17 protein-coding genes, 1 rRNA gene and 1 riboswitch are annotated in these 16,696 nt (G+C 55.7%); of the genes, 11 read left to right on the top strand and 7 right to left on the bottom strand.

Features of this window, described 5'->3' with window-relative positions; all coding sequences use genetic code 11:
* Nucleotides 1–20: 20 nt before the first annotated feature.
* Nucleotides 21–1,562: ribosomal RNA gene (locus OGV67_RS02550) — 16S ribosomal RNA — on the bottom strand.
* Nucleotides 1,563–2,184: 622 nt separating this feature from the next.
* Here OGV67_RS02550 and purH point away from each other — a divergent pair.
* Together purH and purD are read left to right on the top strand one after the other, a co-directional pair.
* Entirely contained in the window at nucleotides 2,185–3,774 is a 1,590-nt protein-coding gene (gene purH, locus OGV67_RS02555) for a bifunctional phosphoribosylaminoimidazolecarboxamide formyltransferase/IMP cyclohydrolase (RefSeq protein ID WP_101744404.1), read from the top strand.
* 15 nt (nucleotides 3,775–3,789) lie between these two features.
* Nucleotides 3,790–5,079 (top strand): phosphoribosylamine--glycine ligase, encoded by a 1,290-nt coding sequence (gene purD / locus OGV67_RS02560; RefSeq protein ID WP_286464887.1) that lies wholly within the window; start codon nucleotides 3,790–3,792, stop codon nucleotides 5,077–5,079.
* A gap of 74 nt (nucleotides 5,080–5,153) precedes the next feature.
* Here the strand turns inward: purD and OGV67_RS02565 are convergent, their stop codons facing one another.
* The 6 genes from OGV67_RS02565 to nudC form a co-directional block, all read right to left on the bottom strand.
* Entirely contained in the window at nucleotides 5,154–5,846 is a 693-nt protein-coding gene (locus tag OGV67_RS02565) for a DUF1481 domain-containing protein (RefSeq protein ID WP_024130651.1), read from the bottom strand.
* Nucleotides 5,847–5,857: 11 nt separating this feature from the next.
* The gene (gene hupA, locus OGV67_RS02570; RefSeq protein ID WP_001044509.1) at nucleotides 5,858–6,130 is read right to left on the bottom strand and encodes a nucleoid-associated protein HU-alpha; all 273 of its coding nucleotides are present in this window, start codon (nucleotides 6,128–6,130) and stop codon (nucleotides 5,858–5,860) included.
* A gap of 186 nt (nucleotides 6,131–6,316) precedes the next feature.
* The gene (locus OGV67_RS02575; RefSeq protein ID WP_012133796.1) at nucleotides 6,317–6,907 is read right to left on the bottom strand and encodes a YjaG family protein; all 591 of its coding nucleotides are present in this window, start codon (nucleotides 6,905–6,907) and stop codon (nucleotides 6,317–6,319) included.
* A gap of 42 nt (nucleotides 6,908–6,949) precedes the next feature.
* Nucleotides 6,950–7,621, bottom strand: coding sequence for a deoxyribonuclease V (gene nfi, locus OGV67_RS02580; protein ID WP_012133797.1), 672 nt, complete (start codon nucleotides 7,619–7,621; stop codon nucleotides 6,950–6,952).
* A 9-nt stretch (nucleotides 7,622–7,630) separates the two neighbouring features.
* Nucleotides 7,631–8,695 (bottom strand): uroporphyrinogen decarboxylase, encoded by a 1,065-nt coding sequence (hemE, locus tag OGV67_RS02585; RefSeq protein WP_115615261.1) that lies wholly within the window; start codon nucleotides 8,693–8,695, stop codon nucleotides 7,631–7,633.
* 39 nt (nucleotides 8,696–8,734) lie between these two features.
* Nucleotides 8,735–9,508, bottom strand: a complete 774-nt coding sequence (gene nudC, locus OGV67_RS02590) for an NAD(+) diphosphatase (protein ID WP_047459742.1) — start codon at nucleotides 9,506–9,508, stop codon at nucleotides 8,735–8,737.
* Nucleotides 9,509–9,604: 96 nt separating this feature from the next.
* Here nudC and OGV67_RS02595 point away from each other — a divergent pair, with 96 nt between their 5' ends.
* The 9 genes from OGV67_RS02595 to OGV67_RS02635 all read left to right on the top strand — a co-directional run bounded on the left by OGV67_RS02595 (nucleotide 9,605) and on the right by OGV67_RS02635 (nucleotide 16,651).
* Entirely contained in the window at nucleotides 9,605–10,108 is a 504-nt protein-coding gene (locus OGV67_RS02595; protein WP_012133800.1) for an Rsd/AlgQ family anti-sigma factor, read from the top strand.
* Between the two features lie 50 nt (nucleotides 10,109–10,158).
* Nucleotides 10,159–10,268, top strand: a riboswitch (TPP riboswitch).
* 85 nt (nucleotides 10,269–10,353) lie between these two features.
* Nucleotides 10,354–12,249, top strand: coding sequence for a phosphomethylpyrimidine synthase ThiC (gene thiC, locus OGV67_RS02600; RefSeq protein WP_115615262.1), 1,896 nt, complete (start codon nucleotides 10,354–10,356; stop codon nucleotides 12,247–12,249).
* Nucleotides 12,249–12,884, top strand: a complete 636-nt coding sequence (gene thiE, locus OGV67_RS02605) for a thiamine phosphate synthase (protein ID WP_115615263.1) — start codon at nucleotides 12,249–12,251, stop codon at nucleotides 12,882–12,884. The genes thiC and thiE overlap by 1 nt, the downstream gene beginning before the upstream one ends.
* On the top strand, nucleotides 12,877–13,635 hold the full coding sequence (gene thiF / locus OGV67_RS02610; protein ID WP_012133803.1) for a thiazole biosynthesis adenylyltransferase ThiF: 759 nt from the start codon (nucleotides 12,877–12,879) through the stop codon (nucleotides 13,633–13,635). The genes thiE and thiF overlap by 8 nt, the downstream gene beginning before the upstream one ends.
* On the top strand, nucleotides 13,616–13,816 hold the full coding sequence (thiS, locus tag OGV67_RS02615) for a sulfur carrier protein ThiS (protein ID WP_012133804.1): 201 nt from the start codon (nucleotides 13,616–13,618) through the stop codon (nucleotides 13,814–13,816). Before thiF ends, thiS begins: the two co-directional genes overlap by 20 nt.
* Nucleotide 13,817: 1 nt before the next feature.
* Nucleotides 13,818–14,588 carry a thiazole synthase gene (gene thiG / locus OGV67_RS02620; RefSeq protein WP_012133805.1) on the top strand — a complete coding sequence of 257 codons (771 nt, stop codon included), beginning with the start codon at nucleotides 13,818–13,820 and terminating at the stop codon, nucleotides 14,586–14,588.
* On the top strand, nucleotides 14,585–15,715 hold the full coding sequence (gene thiH / locus OGV67_RS02625; RefSeq protein ID WP_012133806.1) for a 2-iminoacetate synthase ThiH: 1,131 nt from the start codon (nucleotides 14,585–14,587) through the stop codon (nucleotides 15,713–15,715). Before thiG ends, thiH begins: the two co-directional genes overlap by 4 nt.
* Nucleotides 15,716–16,023: 308 nt before the next feature.
* Nucleotides 16,024–16,329: a PTS sugar transporter subunit IIB gene (locus OGV67_RS02630; RefSeq protein WP_012133808.1), complete on the top strand. Its 306-nt coding sequence runs from the start codon at nucleotides 16,024–16,026 to the stop codon at nucleotides 16,327–16,329.
* Nucleotides 16,330–16,333: 4 nt separating this feature from the next.
* The gene (locus OGV67_RS02635) at nucleotides 16,334–16,651 is read left to right on the top strand and encodes a PTS lactose/cellobiose transporter subunit IIA (protein ID WP_012133809.1); all 318 of its coding nucleotides are present in this window, start codon (nucleotides 16,334–16,336) and stop codon (nucleotides 16,649–16,651) included.
* Nucleotides 16,652–16,696: the final 45 nt, after the last annotated feature.

The raw sequence follows: 16,696 nt of genomic DNA on the forward strand, positions 1-16,696 counted from the left end.
CAAAGGCAGGTTCTTTAAGGTAAGGAGGTGATCCAACCGCAGGTTCCCCTACGGTTACCTTGTTACGACTTCACCCCAGTCATGAATCACAAAGTGGTAAGCGCCCTCCCGAAGGTTAAGCTACCTACTTCTTTTGCAACCCACTCCCATGGTGTGACGGGCGGTGTGTACAAGGCCCGGGAACGTATTCACCGTGGCATTCTGATCCACGATTACTAGCGATTCCGACTTCATGGAGTCGAGTTGCAGACTCCAATCCGGACTACGACATACTTTATGAGGTCCGCTTGCTCTCGCGAGGTCGCTTCTCTTTGTATATGCCATTGTAGCACGTGTGTAGCCCTGGTCGTAAGGGCCATGATGACTTGACGTCATCCCCACCTTCCTCCAGTTTATCACTGGCAGTCTCCTTTGAGTTCCCGGCCTAACCGCTGGCAACAAAGGATAAGGGTTGCGCTCGTTGCGGGACTTAACCCAACATTTCACAACACGAGCTGACGACAGCCATGCAGCACCTGTCTCACGGTTCCCGAAGGCACATTCTCATCTCTGAAAACTTCCGTGGATGTCAAGACCAGGTAAGGTTCTTCGCGTTGCATCGAATTAAACCACATGCTCCACCGCTTGTGCGGGCCCCCGTCAATTCATTTGAGTTTTAACCTTGCGGCCGTACTCCCCAGGCGGTCGACTTAACGCGTTAGCTCCGGAAGCCACGCCTCAAGGGCACAACCTCCAAGTCGACATCGTTTACGGCGTGGACTACCAGGGTATCTAATCCTGTTTGCTCCCCACGCTTTCGCACCTGAGCGTCAGTCTTCGTCCAGGGGGCCGCCTTCGCCACCGGTATTCCTCCAGATCTCTACGCATTTCACCGCTACACCTGGAATTCTACCCCCCTCTACGAGACTCAAGCCTGCCAGTATCAGATGCAGTTCCCAGGTTGAGCCCGGGGATTTCACATCTGACTTAACAGACCGCCTGCGTGCGCTTTACGCCCAGTAATTCCGATTAACGCTTGCACCCTCCGTATTACCGCGGCTGCTGGCACGGAGTTAGCCGGTGCTTCTTCTGCGGGTAACGTCAATTGCTGCGGTTATTAACCACAACACCTTCCTCCCCGCTGAAAGTACTTTACAACCCGAAGGCCTTCTTCATACACGCGGCATGGCTGCATCAGGCTTGCGCCCATTGTGCAATATTCCCCACTGCTGCCTCCCGTAGGAGTCTGGACCGTGTCTCAGTTCCAGTGTGGCTGGTCATCCTCTCAGACCAGCTAGGGATCGTCGCCTTGGTGAGCCGTTACCCCACCAACAAGCTAATCCCATCTGGGCACATCTGATGGCAAGAGGCCCGAAGGTCCCCCTCTTTGGTCTTGCGACGTTATGCGGTATTAGCTACCGTTTCCAGTAGTTATCCCCCTCCATCAGGCAGTTTCCCAGACATTACTCACCCGTCCGCCACTCGTCAGCAAAGCAGCAAGCTGCTTCCTGTTACCGTTCGACTTGCATGTGTTAGGCCTGCCGCCAGCGTTCAATCTGAGCCATGATCAAACTCTTCAATTTAAGTTTGATGCTCGTGAATTAAACTTCGTAATGAATTACGTGTTCACTCAGAGACTTGGTATTCATTTATTGTCCGAAGACATTAAGAATCCATGTCACTTTGAGTGCCCACACAGATTGTCTGATAAATTGTTAAAGAGCAGTTGCGACGCGCTTTAGCGCTCTGTCGCGAGGTGGCGTATATTACGCGTTCCTCTTTCAGAGTCAACCCTGAATTTCAGGATTTTTTTCTTTAATCAACCGGCTGTTTGTGTGAAGTGATTCACATCCGCCGTGTCGATGGAGGCGCATTATAGGGAGTTCTCCGCAGGCCGCAATAGAAAAATGACAGAAAAATGACTGACTGCTGCATTCCCCAGCAAAACCCCGCCTTATACCCTTTTACACACAGAGTTATCCACAATCCTGGCGATCATTTCCTGAATCTCTCCTTAATAAAGACGCGCTCAATACAGGAATAAAAGGGTATCGAATGGAAAAAGAAAAATTCGCGAGCGTTGCGCAAACGTTTTCGTTACAATGCCACCGCAAAACAAGGATGCCCCGTAAGGGGCGTTAGCTGAGTTTTTCACGAAAAATTCAGCTAACGCTCTCTGTAATAGTCAAATCCAGGGGATTTACCATGCAACAACGTCGTCCAGTCCGCCGCGCTCTGCTCAGTGTTTCTGACAAGGCCGGTATCGTCGAATTCGCCCAGGCACTTTCCGCACGCGGTGTGGAGCTGCTGTCTACAGGGGGCACTGCCCGTCTGTTAGCAGATAAAGGTCTGCCGGTGACCGAAGTTTCCGATTACACCGGTTTCCCGGAAATGATGGATGGACGCGTGAAGACCCTGCATCCGAAAGTACACGGCGGTATTCTCGGTCGCCGTGGTCAGGATGACGGAATTATGGAACAACACGGTATCGCGCCAATCGATATGGTTGTTGTTAACCTGTACCCGTTCGCCCAGACTGTCGCTCGTGAAGGTTGCTCGCTGGAAGATGCCGTAGAGAACATTGATATCGGCGGCCCGACCATGGTGCGCTCCGCTGCCAAGAACCATAAAGATGTCGCTATCGTTGTAAAGAGCAGCGACTACGACGCCATTATTAAAGAGATGGATAGCAACGACGGTTCACTGACCCTTGATACCCGCTTCGATCTCGCCATTAAAGCCTTCGAACACACCGCTGCCTACGACAGCATGATTGCCAACTACTTCGGCAGCATGGTTCCGGCATATCACGGTGAAAGCAAAGAGGCCGCTGGCCGCTTCCCGCGTACCCTGAATCTGAACTTCATTAAGAAGCAGGATATGCGCTACGGCGAAAACAGCCACCAGCAGGCAGCCTTCTATATAGAAGAGAATGTGCAAGAAGCATCTGTTGCGACCGCGCAGCAGGTACAGGGCAAAGCGCTTTCCTACAACAACATCGCCGATACCGACGCGGCGCTGGAGTGTGTGAAAGAGTTCAGCGAGCCCGCCTGCGTCATCGTGAAGCACGCTAACCCGTGCGGCGTGGCGGTAAGCTCTTCTATTCTCGACGCCTACGATCGCGCATACAAGACTGACCCGACCTCCGCATTCGGCGGCATCATCGCGTTTAACCGCGAACTGGATGCCGAAACGGCACAGGCCATCATCTCCCGTCAGTTTGTCGAAGTGATCATTGCGCCTTCCGCATCTGAAGACGCCCTGAAGATTACCGCCGCCAAACAGAACGTGCGTGTACTGACCTGTGGCCAGTGGGCACAGCGTGTGCCGGGCCTGGACTTCAAACGCGTTAACGGCGGCCTGCTGGTTCAGGATCGTGACCTGGGTATGGTAACGGCAGGCGAACTGCGCGTGGTAACCAAACGTCAGCCGAGCGAGCAGGAACTGCGTGACGCGCTGTTCTGCTGGAAAGTAGCGAAGTTTGTGAAATCCAACGCGATTGTGTACGCGAAAGAGAATATGACTATCGGTATTGGCGCGGGCCAGATGAGCCGCGTTTATTCCGCGAAGATCGCCGGTATTAAAGCGAGCGATGAAGGACTGGAAGTAAAAGGTTCCGCAATGGCATCTGACGCGTTCTTCCCGTTCCGCGACGGTATTGATGCTGCTGCCGCTGTTGGCGTGAGCTGCGTGATCCAGCCCGGTGGCTCCATCCGTGATGATGAAGTCATTGCCGCCGCTGATGAACACGGCATTGCGATGATCTTCACCGACATGCGTCACTTCCGCCATTAATTCACGGAGCAGACAATGAAAGTATTAGTAATCGGCAACGGCGGGCGCGAACACGCCCTGGCGTGGAAAGCGGCACAATCACCGCAGGTTGAAACCGTGTATGTCGCGCCAGGTAACGCCGGAACAGCGCTGGAACCGGCGCTGCAAAACGTCGCTATTGGCGTCACGGATATTCCGGCACTGCTGAGCTTTGCCCAGAACGAGAAGATCGATCTGACCATCGTCGGCCCGGAAGCGCCGCTGGTGAAAGGCGTGGTGGATACTTTCCGCGCCGCTGGCCTGAAAATCTTTGGCCCAACCGAAGGCGCCGCGCAGCTGGAAGGCTCCAAAGCCTTCACCAAGGATTTCCTCGCTCGTCACCAGATTCCGACGGCGGAATACCAGAACTTCACGGAGATCGAACCCGCGCTGGCTTACCTGCGTGAGAAAGGCGCGCCGATCGTCATTAAAGCCGACGGACTGGCTGCCGGGAAAGGCGTGATTGTGGCGATGACGCTGAGCGAGGCCGAAGCCGCCGTTCATGACATGCTGGCAGGTAACGCGTTTGGCGACGCGGGACACCGTATCGTGATCGAAGAGTTCCTCGACGGTGAAGAAGCGAGCTTCATCGTGATGGTCGATGGCGAGCATGTGTTGCCAATGGCCACCAGCCAGGATCACAAACGCGTCGGCGATGGCGATACCGGGCTGAATACCGGCGGTATGGGCGCTTACTCCCCGGCGCCGGTGGTGACCGACGAGGTTCATCAGCGCACGATGGAGCGCATCATTTGGCCAACCGTAAAAGGCATGGCGGCGGAAGGCAATACTTATACCGGCTTCCTGTACGCTGGGTTGATGATCGATAAGCAGGGCAACCCGAAAGTTATCGAATTCAACTGCCGCTTTGGCGACCCGGAAACCCAGCCAATCATGCTGCGTATGAAATCCGATCTGGTTGAACTTTGTCTGGCTGCCTGCGACGGTAAGCTGGACGAGAAAACGTCTGAGTGGGATGAGCGCGCATCGCTCGGCGTGGTGATGGCGGCTGGCGGTTATCCGGGCGACTACCGCACAGGCGATGTGATCTACGGTCTGCCGCTGGAAGAGGTGGCGGACGGTAAGGTATTCCATGCCGGCACCAAACTGGCGGAAGATGACCGGGTCGTAACAAGCGGCGGTCGCGTACTGTGCGCCACTGCGCTAGGCCATACCGTTGCCGAAGCACAGCAGCGTGCCTACGCGCTGATGGCAGATATCCGCTGGGATAACTGCTTTAGCCGCAAAGATATCGGCTGGCGCGCGATCGAACGCGAGCAAAACTAACGCTGACACCTCTTATCCGGCCTATGGAGAGCAACTGTAGGCCGGATAAGACGCAAGCCGCCATCCGGCAATCATCAGAACGTCTTCTCTATAGGTTGCCAGTGGCAGAAGTCTTCATTGGCCACCAGCAGCAGCTGAGAGCCATCAGGCGCCTCCAGCCATGCCACACTCACCTCTATCGATGAACGCTGCTGACGTCGCTCTATGTGGCTGATAGCCCACGCATCCAGGTCTGGTTTCAACGTTTCGCCTTCGCAGGTAGTTACCGTACGGTCTGCATGCCAGCGTCCCTGACGCAGCACGACGCGCCCCTGACGCAATGCGTCACTGGTCTGGCGGATCTGATTGGCGCGATAGCGGTATAAGGCGATCTGGTCGCTGGAAAGCTGCTGCTTCTGCCCGTCGACTTCATGCTGCATAAAACTGAGCTCGCCATGATCGTCGAAGCGTGCGCGAATATGTTCAGAAGGTTTGCTGTAAATATTGAGTTCAATCAGGGAGAGCATGTCGCCCTGCCAGCGGTATTCGCTGGTTGTGGTGCTGCCGTTACGCCACGGGCTAAAGACCGAGAGCAGATGGACGCCATCGCTGGAATCTTTACGCCAGATGCGTACCGCACCCTGGTCGTCAACATAACCGCTGGCCGTAAACGGTGGAAGCGTCGTGTTATGGCTACAAGCGGACAGCAACAGCGCGCCTGCCAGCGTCAGCATACGACGCCAGACAGACAAAAGGGGCGAGAGCGCCCCTTCATTAAAACTGTTCACTGCCACGCGAATTACTTAACTGCGTCTTTCAGTGCTTTACCAGAAACAAACGCCGGTACATTCGCTGCAGCGATTTTGATTTCTTTACCGGTCTGCGGGTTGCGGCCAGTACGCTCAGCGCGGTGGTTCACTTTGAAGGTACCGAAACCAACCAGTTGTACAGCATCGCCTTCTTTCAGAGACTCAGTAATAGCAGCCAGAGTGGATTCCAGAGCAGCTTTAGCCTGGGTTTTGGACAGTTCTGCTTTGTCTGCAATTACATCAATCAGTTGAGTCTTGTTCATAAGTTATCCTTACAATGTGTTTATCGCTTGCTAAGCATCGAGTGCGACGGAAATGCCAGAAAAGCACTCTCCTGCATACACGCACCGATAGCCACTTTTTTTCGCCCCCCAAATGTAGACCAGACGGGGGGCGGAAGGGAAGCCTCCAGGCACGACAAATCAGGCGTTAAATCACGTTTTCTGGTGTCATTGCTCAAAATTTATACCGATATTGCTCTCACCGGCCTCGCGCAGGTCTGCCCGAAGCCCTTTTATCAGCTCAATATCGCGTTCTTCGCAGTCGGCCAAAAGTCGGAATATTTCCCACTGAATGTCCCATTCCTGTTCAACAGCCGGGTTTTCTTTGAGCTCTTCATCGGTCATTTCTCGACCAGCCTGAGTCATTTCCAGCATCGCAACCGTGGTAATGGATGTCTTACTGACCTCAATGGCATGTTCCAGCGTTTCGCCACTGAGACGAGAATGCATTAACTCGCTTAATGCAACGCAGGCATCAATCGCCGGGTAAACGCCGTACAGATCAAAATCGTCAGCAGCCGGAATCGCTTCCTCAAACTTTTCCAGCTGGCTGTCAAAATTGACCTTCGCATCTTTCACCGTCAGCGTTTCCCAGATGAGATCCAGGATTCGGCGGTACACCTGCCCATCGCCAAAACCCGTCTGCTGACAGAACATGGCATAGTTCGGATACATACGCTCGCACAAACAAGCCATAAAGGTGACGTGCTGCCAGCTTTCCAGGCGTTCCAGACGCAGATGAATCGGGTTTTGTAACATGTTGAATTCTCGAAATCAGAAATGAGCCGCAGTGTACCTGAATCAGCGGTGATTTGCTTGCCAGCGCACAAACGCCGGACGCTCTGATGCCACCGCATCCGCCCAGCGCGTCGGTTCCGGCAGACGGTAGCCTTGCATACAGCGCTGCACCCACGCCAACGCGCTGTCGGTACTCACGCGATGTCCGGTCGCGATAAACAGCGGGTTACAGCGCGCTTTACTGCGCCAGACCCAGGCTAACTGCTCGCCTTTGTCCATCAGCGGAGCCAGCGCGCCAGGTTCGGCGGAAAGCGGCTCAAACTTGCCGCACAGCCGTTTTTTCGCTACGCCGATGGTGGGTACATCCATCATCAATCCAAAGTGGCTTGCCACCCCCAGACGACGCGGGTGGGAGATACCGTGCCCATCGACAAAGACTAAATCCGGTTTTTGCGACAGCTGTTCCCACGCCGCCAACAGCGCAGGATACTCGCGAAAGGAGAGGAAGCCGGGGATATACGGCATGGTAGTGGCGATACGCGCCACTTTGTATTCCACCAGCTCAAGCGCTGGATACGTCAACAGCACCATCGCCGCTCGCGTCACTTCCCCGCCCTGCTCGAACCCAACATCCGCCCCGGCGATCAGATCCGGCGGATCGTTATCAAGGCGATCCTCGCGGATCACCGACGAGGCGAGTTCAATTTGTTGAGCGCGTAGCGACGCGAGATCCATAATGACTCCTTAGCGGTGGTACTGTTCAGACAAGCGGTGTACCGCATCAACAAATGCGCCCGCGTGCTCCGGCGGCACATCCTGGTGGATGCCGTGTCCAAGATTAAAGACGTGGCCTTCACCCTGGCCGAATCCGGCGAGAATCGTCGCCACTTCCTCTTCAATGCGCGCCGGTGGCGCATAGAGCATGGACGGGTCCATATTGCCCTGTATCGCCACTTTATGGCCCACGCGACGGCGCGCGTCGGCAATATCGGTTGTCCAGTCGAGGCCTAACGCATCACACCCGGTTTCCGCCATCGCCTCCAGCCACTGGCCGCCACCTTTGGTGAATAACGTGACCGGTACACGGCGACCGTCGTTTTCCCGCAGCAGACCATCAACGATTTTATGCATGTAATACAGCGAGAACTGCTGGTAATCGCGCCCCGTCAGCACGCCACCCCAGGTGTCGAAAATCATGACCGACTGCGCGCCCGCTTTAATCTGCGCGTTGAGGTACAGAGTGACGCTTTTCGCCAACTTATCGAGCAGCGCATGCAGCGCCTGCGGATCGGCATACATCATTTTTTTGATGACGGTAAAGGCTTTGCTGCTGCCGCCTTCCACCATGTAAGTCGCCAGCGTCCACGGGCTGCCGGAAAAACCGATCAGCGGAACGTCACCTTTCAACTCGCGGCGAATCGTACGCACCGCGTTCATCACGTAGCCCAGTTCGTCTTCCGGGTCAGGAATCGGTAGCTTATCGACATCCGCTTTACAGGCGACTGGCGAAGTAAAGCGCGGGCCTTCCCCGGCCTCAAAATAGAGTCCCAGCCCCATCGCATCCGGGATGGTCAGAATGTCCGAGAAGAGGATCGCCGCATCAAGCGGGTAGCGCCGCAGCGGTTGTAGCGTGACTTCGCACGCCAGCTCAGCATTTTTGCACAGCGACATAAAATCGCCTGCTTGTGCGCGGGTGGCTTTGTACTCCGGCAGATAGCGGCCTGCCTGGCGCATCATCCATACCGGGGTAACATCAACGGGCTGGCGCAGCAGCGCACGCAGATAACGATCGTTCTTCAGTTCGGTCATTTTGCAGTTCCTTCATTGCGTCAGGGTGCCAGTGTACCATCACTCATACTCAGCCCGACACATTGCCACAGTATCTTCGATCAAACGACGCGCCACCGTGCCCGGCGGCGGCAATAACGGAAGATCGTCATAGCGATACCAGCCCGCCTCCAGCAGCTCTTTCGGGTCGATGACAATCTCGCCGCTGTCATACTCCGCCATAAACGCCGTCATCAGCGATTGCGGGAACGGCCAGGGCTGTGAGGTCACGTAACGCAAATTTTTCACTTTGATGCCGCTCTCTTCCATCACTTCGCGCGCGACCGCCTGCTCTAAGGTCTCCCCCACTTCCACAAACCCGGCCAGCACCGTATGAACACCGTTGCGATGGCGCGTATGCTGGGCCAGTAAAATGGAATCGGCGCGCCGGATGGCGACAATAATGCAGGGAGCAATCTGCGGATAGTAACGCTCGCGGCAGTGGCTGCACAGCATCGCCCATTCGGTCTTGCTCGGATACATGGGGTGGCCGCAGTAACCGCAGAATTTGTGCGAACGGTAAAATTCCGCCAGCTGCACGCCCCGCCCCGCCAGTTGAAACAGGCCAACGTCCCGATCGATGACCTGCCGTACCGACCCCATATCATGCCGACGATGCTGTAACACCAGCCAGACAGGCTCCCCTTCCCACTCGCCAATCAGGAGTGCGCGCTGCCCCACAAGATCGAAATTTGTCGCTTCGCCATATGGCAATTCTCCACGAGGCAACCATAATTTTTGCTCGTGACTGACGATCCACCAACCGTGATCTAATTTTTCAATAATACGATCCATAGCTCTTGCACTACCTTTGCTTCACTGGCATGTTGTTAACATTATATTTACATTTTTCAGGTGAGCAGTTTTAAATCTAAACTTGCGGAGTCAATCATGCTAAACCAGCTGGAAAGCCTGACGGAACACGTCGAAGGAAGTAATAAACTGGTTGATCGCTGGCTACATGTACGTAAGCACCTGCTCGTGGCTTACTACAATCTGGTTGGCATTAAGCCTGGCAAAGAATCGTACATGCGGCTGAATGAAAAAGCGCTGGATGATTTTTGTCAGGGCCTGGTCGACTACCTTTCCGCCGGACACTTCAGTATTTATGAACACATTATCCGAGAAATGGAAGAGGGAAACCCGCGTTCGACCGCAACGCGCCTCCATTCATTGCTGGAAGCCAATACTCAACAGATCATGGAATATTACGACTCCAGCCTGGAGAACGCGATCGATCACGATAATTATGCGGAATTTCAGCAAGTGCTCTCCGACATCGGCGAAGCGCTGGAAGCGCGGTTTACGCTGGAAGATAAACTCATCCTGCTGGCCTTCGACAATAATCTAACGCTTAATGCCCAGGATGAAAGCGGAATTGCACGGCCTGCTTGAGTTATGAATCAGTAACGAGTAATTTACATCCATTGCCCCGTCGCCGGGGTTACATCTTGTCGGAGTGCCGTGTGTGAAAACACAGGCTGAGACCGTTAATTCGGGATCCGCGGAACCTGATCAGGCTAATACCTGCGAAGGGAACAAGAGTAAACTGCTTTATGCGTCAACCTGTACGGGCAACGCGCATCCATTACTCCATCCGTCGTCTGACAAGCCACGTCCTTCACTTTTTGGAATGAGCTATGTCTGCAACAAAATTGACTCGCCGCGAACAACGCGCCCAGGCCCAACACTTTATCGACACCCTGGAAGGCACCGCCTTTCCGAACTCAAAACGTATTTATATTACCGGCTCACAACCGGACATCCGCATTCCGATGCGTGAAATCCAGCTCAGCCCCACACTCATCGGCGGCGGCAAAGATAATCCGCAATACGAAGAGAACGAAGCCATCCCGGTCTATGACACCTCTGGCCCCTATGGCGATCCTGATGTCGCCATTAACGTTCAGCAGGGGCTGGCAAAACTGCGTCAGCCCTGGATTGAGGCTCGTACAGACAGCGAAGAATTGACCGACCGTAGCTCGGCGTACACCAAAGAACGTCTGGCCGATGATGGACTGGACGAGCTGCGTTTTACGGGGCTGCTCACGCCGAAGCGCGCCAAAGCGGGCAAATGCGTAACGCAACTGCATTATGCGCGTCAGGGGATTGTAACCCCGGAAATGGAGTTCATCGCTATCCGTGAAAACATGGGTCGTGAGCGCATTCGCGGCGATGTGTTACGCCAGCAGCATCCGGGCGTTGGGTTTGGCGCGCGCCTGCCGGAAAACATCACGCCGGAATTTGTTCGTGACGAAGTTGCCGCCGGTCGCGCGATTATCCCGGCCAACATCAACCACCCGGAATCCGAACCGATGATCATCGGACGCAACTTCCTGGTGAAGGTCAACGCCAATATCGGCAACTCAGCGGTCACTTCCTCCATTGAAGAAGAGGTGGAAAAACTGGTGTGGTCAACGCGCTGGGGCGCAGATACGGTGATGGATCTCTCAACCGGTCGCTATATTCACGAAACTCGCGAGTGGATCCTGCGTAACAGCCCGGTACCGATCGGCACCGTGCCGATCTATCAGGCGCTGGAGAAAGTGAACGGGATCGCCGAAGATCTCACCTGGGAAGCCTTCCGCGACACGCTGCTGGAGCAGGCCGAGCAAGGGGTAGACTACTTCACCATCCATGCGGGTGTGCTGCTGCGCTATGTGCCAATGACCGCAAAACGTCTGACCGGTATCGTCTCGCGCGGCGGTTCGATCATGGCGAAATGGTGCCTCTCTCACCATCAAGAAAACTTCCTCTACGAGCACTTCCGCGAAATCTGCGAAATCTGCGCCGCTTACGATGTCTCGCTGTCGCTGGGCGACGGCCTGCGTCCGGGATCAATTCAGGATGCGAACGACGAAGCGCAGTTTGCCGAGCTGCACACGCTGGGCGAGCTGACCAAAATTGCCTGGGAGTACGATGTGCAGGTGATGATTGAAGGCCCTGGCCACGTACCGATGCAGATGATCCGCCGTAACATGACCGAAGAGCTGGAACACTGCCACGAAGCGCCGTTCTACACCTTAGGGCCACTGACCACCGATATTGCGCCGGGCTACGACCACTTCACCTCCGGTATTGGCGCGGCAATGATTGGCTGGTTTGGCTGCGCCATGCTCTGCTACGTAACGCCAAAAGAGCACCTCGGCCTGCCGAACAAAGAGGATGTGAAACAGGGGCTGATCACCTACAAAATCGCGGCGCATGCCGCCGACCTGGCAAAAGGCCATCCTGGCGCGCAAATCCGCGATAACGCCATGTCGAAAGCCCGCTTTGAATTCCGTTGGGAAGACCAGTTTAACCTGGCGCTTGACCCGTTCACCGCCCGCGCCTACCACGACGAAACCCTGCCGCAGGAATCCGGTAAAGTGGCGCACTTCTGCTCCATGTGCGGCCCCAAATTCTGTTCAATGAAGATCAGCCAGGAAGTCCGCGACTACGCGGCGGCGCAGACCATCGAGGTAGGAATGGCGGATATGTCAGAAAACTTCCGCGCCAAAGGCGGTGAAATCTATCTCAGGAAGGAGGAGGCATAATGTATCAGCCCGATTTCCCGGCGGTGCCTTTCCGCCTGGGGCTTTATCCGGTCGTTGATAGCGTGCAATGGATCGAACGCTTGCTGGAAGCGGGTGTCCGCACCCTCCAGCTACGTATCAAAGACAAGCGCGACGAAGAGGTGGAGGACGATGTATCAGCCGCTATCGCGCTGGGTCGCCGCTACAATGCCCGCCTGTTCATCAATGACTACTGGCGACTGGCGATCAAACACAACGCTTACGGGGTACATCTCGGTCAGGAAGATCTGGAAACCACCGACCTGAAGGCGATTCAGGCTGCCGGGCTGCGCTTAGGCGTTTCCACCCACGATGACATGGAAATCGACATAGCGCTGGCGGCCAGACCGTCTTATATCGCACTCGGCCACGTATTCCCGACGCAAACCAAACAGATGCCATCCGCGCCGCAAGGACTGGAGCAGCTGGCGCGCCATATTGAACGTCTTGGCGATTACCCCACCGTTGCCATCGGCGGGATCAGCCTCGAACGCGCCTCGCCGGTGCTGGAAACCGGTGTGGGCAGTATTGCCGTCGTCAGCGCCATTACCCGGGCGGAAGACTGGCGAGAAGCAACGGAGCAGTTACTGGCAATCGCGGGGGCTGGCGATGAATGATCGCGACTTTATGCGCTACAGCCGACAAATTTTGCTCGGCGATATCGCCATTGAAGGGCAGCAAAAATTGCTTGCCAGCCGGGTTCTGATTGTCGGGCTGGGCGGTTTGGGTTCCCCTGCGGCGCTCTATCTGGCGGGCGCTGGCATCGGTACGCTGGTTTTAGCCGACGATGACGAAGTGCATCTGAGCAATCTGCAACGGCAAATCCTGTTCACCACAGATGATATTGCCCGCCCTAAATCACAGGTGACAAAGCAGCGGCTGGCACGGCTGAACCCGGATATTGAACTGCTGGCGTTACAGCAGCGCCTCACTGGCGATGCGCTCCGCCATGCGGTTGAGCGCGCCGATGTGGTGCTCGACTGTACCGACAACATGGCGACCCGTCAGGAGATCAACGCCGCCTGCGTCGCGCTGGATACTCCACTCATTACCGCCAGCGCCGTCGGCTTTGGCGGCCAGTTGATGGTGCTGACGCCGCCCTGGGAACAGGGCTGCTACCGCTGCCTGTGGCCGGATGATGAAGAACCGGAACGCAACTGCCGCACGGCAGGGATCGTCGGCCCCGTTGTCGGCGTGATGGGAACATTGCAGGCGCTGGAAGCCATCAAGTTACTGAGCGGGATGGACATCCCCGGCGGCGAGTTGCGGTTATTCGATGCCAAAACCAGCCAGTGGCGCAGTCTGGCATTGCATCGCGCCAGCGGTTGTCCGGTATGCGGAGGGCGTCATGCAGATTCAGTTCAATGATGAACCTATGCAGTGCGCTGACGGCCTGTCCGTTATCGATCTGCTCACTCAGCTTAACCAACTGAAACCAGGGGCGGCGCTGGCGCTGAATCAACAGATCCTGCCGCGTGAACAGTGGGAACAGCAAATCGTGCAGGAAGGCGACCAGATCCTGCTTTTTCAGGTTATTGCAGGGGGTTGATATGTTACGTATTGCAGATAAAACGTTTGATTCACATCTGTTCACCGGCACGGGGAAATTTGCCTCTTCACAGCTGATGGTCGAGGCGATTCGCGCTTCCGGCAGCCAGCTGGTCACGCTGGCGATGAAACGCGTGGATTTACGCCAGCACAATGACGCGATTCTGGCGCCGCTTATTGATGCCGGGGTAACGCTGCTTCCCAATACTTCCGGTGCGAAAACAGCGGAAGAAGCCATCTTCGCCGCACAACTGGCGCGGGAAGCCCTGGGCACACACTGGCTGAAACTGGAGATTCACCCCGACGCGCGCTGGCTGCTGCCGGACCCTGTCGAAACGCTGAAAGCCGCAGAAGCGCTGGTAAAACAGGGATTCGTCGTGCTGCCCTACTGCGGCGCCGACCCGGTGTTGTGCAAACGCCTTGAGGAGGTTGGTTGCGCCGCCGTCATGCCGCTCGGTGCGCCCATTGGTTCAAATCAGGGGCTGGAGACGCGCGCGATGCTGGAGATCATCATCCAACAGGCCACCGTTCCGGTGGTGGTTGATGCCGGTATCGGCGTTCCCAGCCACGCCACACAGGCGCTGGAAATGGGCGCCGACGCGGTACTGGTGAATACGGCGATTGCGGTAGCGGATGATCCGGTAATGATGGCGCAGGCTTTTCGCCTGGCGGTTGAAGCCGGAGTTATGGCGCGTCGGGCCGTACCCGGAACGCGCAGCAGCTACGCTCAGGCCACCAGCCCGCTCACCGGATTTCTGGAGGCTTCGGCATGAAAACGTTCACCGACCGCTGGCAACAGCTGGACTGGGACGATATTCGCCTGCGCATCAACAGCAAAACCGCCGCCGATGTGGAACGGGCGCTTAACGCCACGCAACTTAGCCGCGACGACATGATGGCGCTGCTTTCACCCGCCGCCAGCGACTATCTGGAGCCGTTGGCCCAACGTGCGCAGCGCCTTACCCGTCAGCGCTTTGGCAATACCGTCAGCTTTTACGTGCCGCTGTATCTCTCCAATCTGTGCGCCAACGACTGCACTTACTGCGGCTTTTCAATGAGTAACCGCATTAAGCGCAAGACGCTGGATGAAACAGAAATAGGCCGTGAATGCGAGGCGATTCGCGAGCTGGGTTTTGAGCATCTCCTGCTGGTCACTGGCGAGCACCAGGCCAAAGTCGGCATGGACTATTTTCGTCGTCATTTGCCCGCTATCCGTCGCCAGTTTTCTTCACTCCAGATGGAAGTGCAGCCGCTGGCGGAAGAAGAGTATAGCGAGTTAAAAACGCTGGGGCTTGACGGCGTGATGGTCTACCAGGAGACCTACCATGAGGCGATTTACGCACAACACCATCTGAAAGGGAAAAAGCAGGATTTCTTCTGGCGGCTGGAAACCCCGGACAGGCTGGGTCGGGCAGGTATCGACAAAATTGGTCTCGGCGCGTTGATTGGGCTGTCTGATAGCTGGCGTGTGGACTGCTACATGGTAGCCGAGCATCTGCTCTGGATGCAAAAGCATTACTGGCAGAGCCGCTACTCTATCTCCTTCCCGCGTCTGCGCCCGTGTACTGGCGGCGTCGAACCCGCCTCCATCATGGATGAGCGCCAGTTGGTGCAAACCATTTGCGCATTTCGTCTGCTGGCGCCGGAGATTGAGCTGTCGCTCTCAACGCGCGAATCGCCGTGGTTTCGCGATCACGTTATTCCTTTGGCGATTAATAACGTCAGCGCATTTTCAAAAACGCAGCCAGGCGGCTATGCCGATAATCATCCCGAGCTGGAGCAGTTTTCTCCTCATGACGATCGCCGACCGGAAGCCGTTGCTAATGCACTGACCGCACAGGGGTTACAGCCCGTCTGGAAAGACTGGGATAGTTATCTGGGGCGAGCTTCGCAAACATAATGCACGAACGTGACACGGCGTAATTTTTTTGCGCGCCAGTGCGTAATACAAAAAACGGGAGATTGTCGTCAGGCTCCCGTTTTTTTATGTTGTCGTGGTCGGCAGCGGACGCTGACCAGGGCGAAAAATTCCTTCCTCATTTCGCCCTGCCTTCACATCTGGTCAGACGGTCTTTGCAGACCCCATCGGATTACTGCAACCGGTTTCAGTTTTTGTGTGATGCTTTACACACATTCACTTTAAGACGGTTGTTCTCCCCCCGGCCACAGGCTAAAGATGAAGAACCAAGGGAACCGTGAGAGCCGATTATGAAGAATATCGTTTTATGCTGTGCCGCCGGGATGTCCACCAGCATGCTGGTGCAACGGATGAAAGACGCCGCGCAGAAGAAAGGGGTTGAAGTCAGTATCAAAGCTGTTCCGGTGGCTGAATTTAAAGAAAACATCGCCACTGCGGATATTGTTTTGCTTGGCCCTCAGGTCAAGTATGAACAGGCGAAATTGCAGGCGCTTGCCGACCCCTTAGGTAAAAAGGTCGCGGTTATCGACATGATGGATTACGGCATGATGAAAGGCGATGCCGTGCTGGAAAAAGCCCTCAAGCTCATGGAGTAATAGCATGGAAGAGTTAGAGACGATCATCATGGAGCTGCTGGTCAACGCAGGCGCAGCCCGTAGTTCGGCACTGACCGCACTGCAACTAGCGCGAAAAGGCGATTTTGCTGGCGCCGAGAAAGCGATGGAAGAGTCGCGCGAGTTTGTCAAACTGGCACACGGCATCCAGACAAAGCTGATTGGGATTGATGAAGGAACCGGAAAACTGCCTGTTAATCTGATCACCGTTCATTCCCAGGATCATCTGATGAACGCAATGGTTATTCAGGATTTGGCGGGCGATATGATTGAGCTTTATCGTCGGTTGCCGCTGGTGAATTAAGACCCGTTGCCGGATGGCGGCTACGCCTTATCCGGCCTACAAGTT

This window comes from Citrobacter sp. CK188, from assembly GCF_030333525.1.
Taxonomy (GTDB): Bacteria; Pseudomonadota; Gammaproteobacteria; order Enterobacterales; family Enterobacteriaceae; genus Citrobacter_B; species Citrobacter_B koseri.

Bases quoted from the DNA above. Each gene is read 5' to 3' on its own strand.
- purH (WP_101744404.1), top strand. From the start codon at position 2,185: ATGCAACAACGTCGTCCAGTCCGCCGCGCTCTGCTCAGTGTTTCTGAC.
- purD (WP_286464887.1), top strand. From the start codon at position 3,790: ATGAAAGTATTAGTAATCGGCAACGGCGGGCGCGAACACGCCCTGGCG.
- hupA (WP_001044509.1), bottom strand. From the start codon at position 6,130: ATGAACAAGACTCAACTGATTGATGTAATTGCAGACAAAGCAGAACTG.
- OGV67_RS02575 (WP_012133796.1), bottom strand. From the start codon at position 6,907: ATGTTACAAAACCCGATTCATCTGCGTCTGGAACGCCTGGAAAGCTGG.
- nfi (WP_012133797.1), bottom strand. From the start codon at position 7,621: ATGGATCTCGCGTCGCTACGCGCTCAACAAATTGAACTCGCCTCGTCG.
- hemE (WP_115615261.1), bottom strand. From the start codon at position 8,695: ATGACCGAACTGAAGAACGATCGTTATCTGCGTGCGCTGCTGCGCCAG.
- nudC (WP_047459742.1), bottom strand. From the start codon at position 9,508: ATGGATCGTATTATTGAAAAATTAGATCACGGTTGGTGGATCGTCAGT.
- OGV67_RS02595 (WP_012133800.1), top strand. From the start codon at position 9,605: ATGCTAAACCAGCTGGAAAGCCTGACGGAACACGTCGAAGGAAGTAAT.
- thiC (WP_115615262.1), top strand. From the start codon at position 10,354: ATGTCTGCAACAAAATTGACTCGCCGCGAACAACGCGCCCAGGCCCAA.
- thiE (WP_115615263.1), top strand. From the start codon at position 12,249: ATGTATCAGCCCGATTTCCCGGCGGTGCCTTTCCGCCTGGGGCTTTAT.
- thiF (WP_012133803.1), top strand. From the start codon at position 12,877: ATGAATGATCGCGACTTTATGCGCTACAGCCGACAAATTTTGCTCGGC.
- thiS (WP_012133804.1), top strand. From the start codon at position 13,616: ATGCAGATTCAGTTCAATGATGAACCTATGCAGTGCGCTGACGGCCTG.
- thiG (WP_012133805.1), top strand. From the start codon at position 13,818: ATGTTACGTATTGCAGATAAAACGTTTGATTCACATCTGTTCACCGGC.
- thiH (WP_012133806.1), top strand. From the start codon at position 14,585: ATGAAAACGTTCACCGACCGCTGGCAACAGCTGGACTGGGACGATATT.
- OGV67_RS02630 (WP_012133808.1), top strand. From the start codon at position 16,024: ATGAAGAATATCGTTTTATGCTGTGCCGCCGGGATGTCCACCAGCATG.
- OGV67_RS02635 (WP_012133809.1), top strand. From the start codon at position 16,334: ATGGAAGAGTTAGAGACGATCATCATGGAGCTGCTGGTCAACGCAGGC.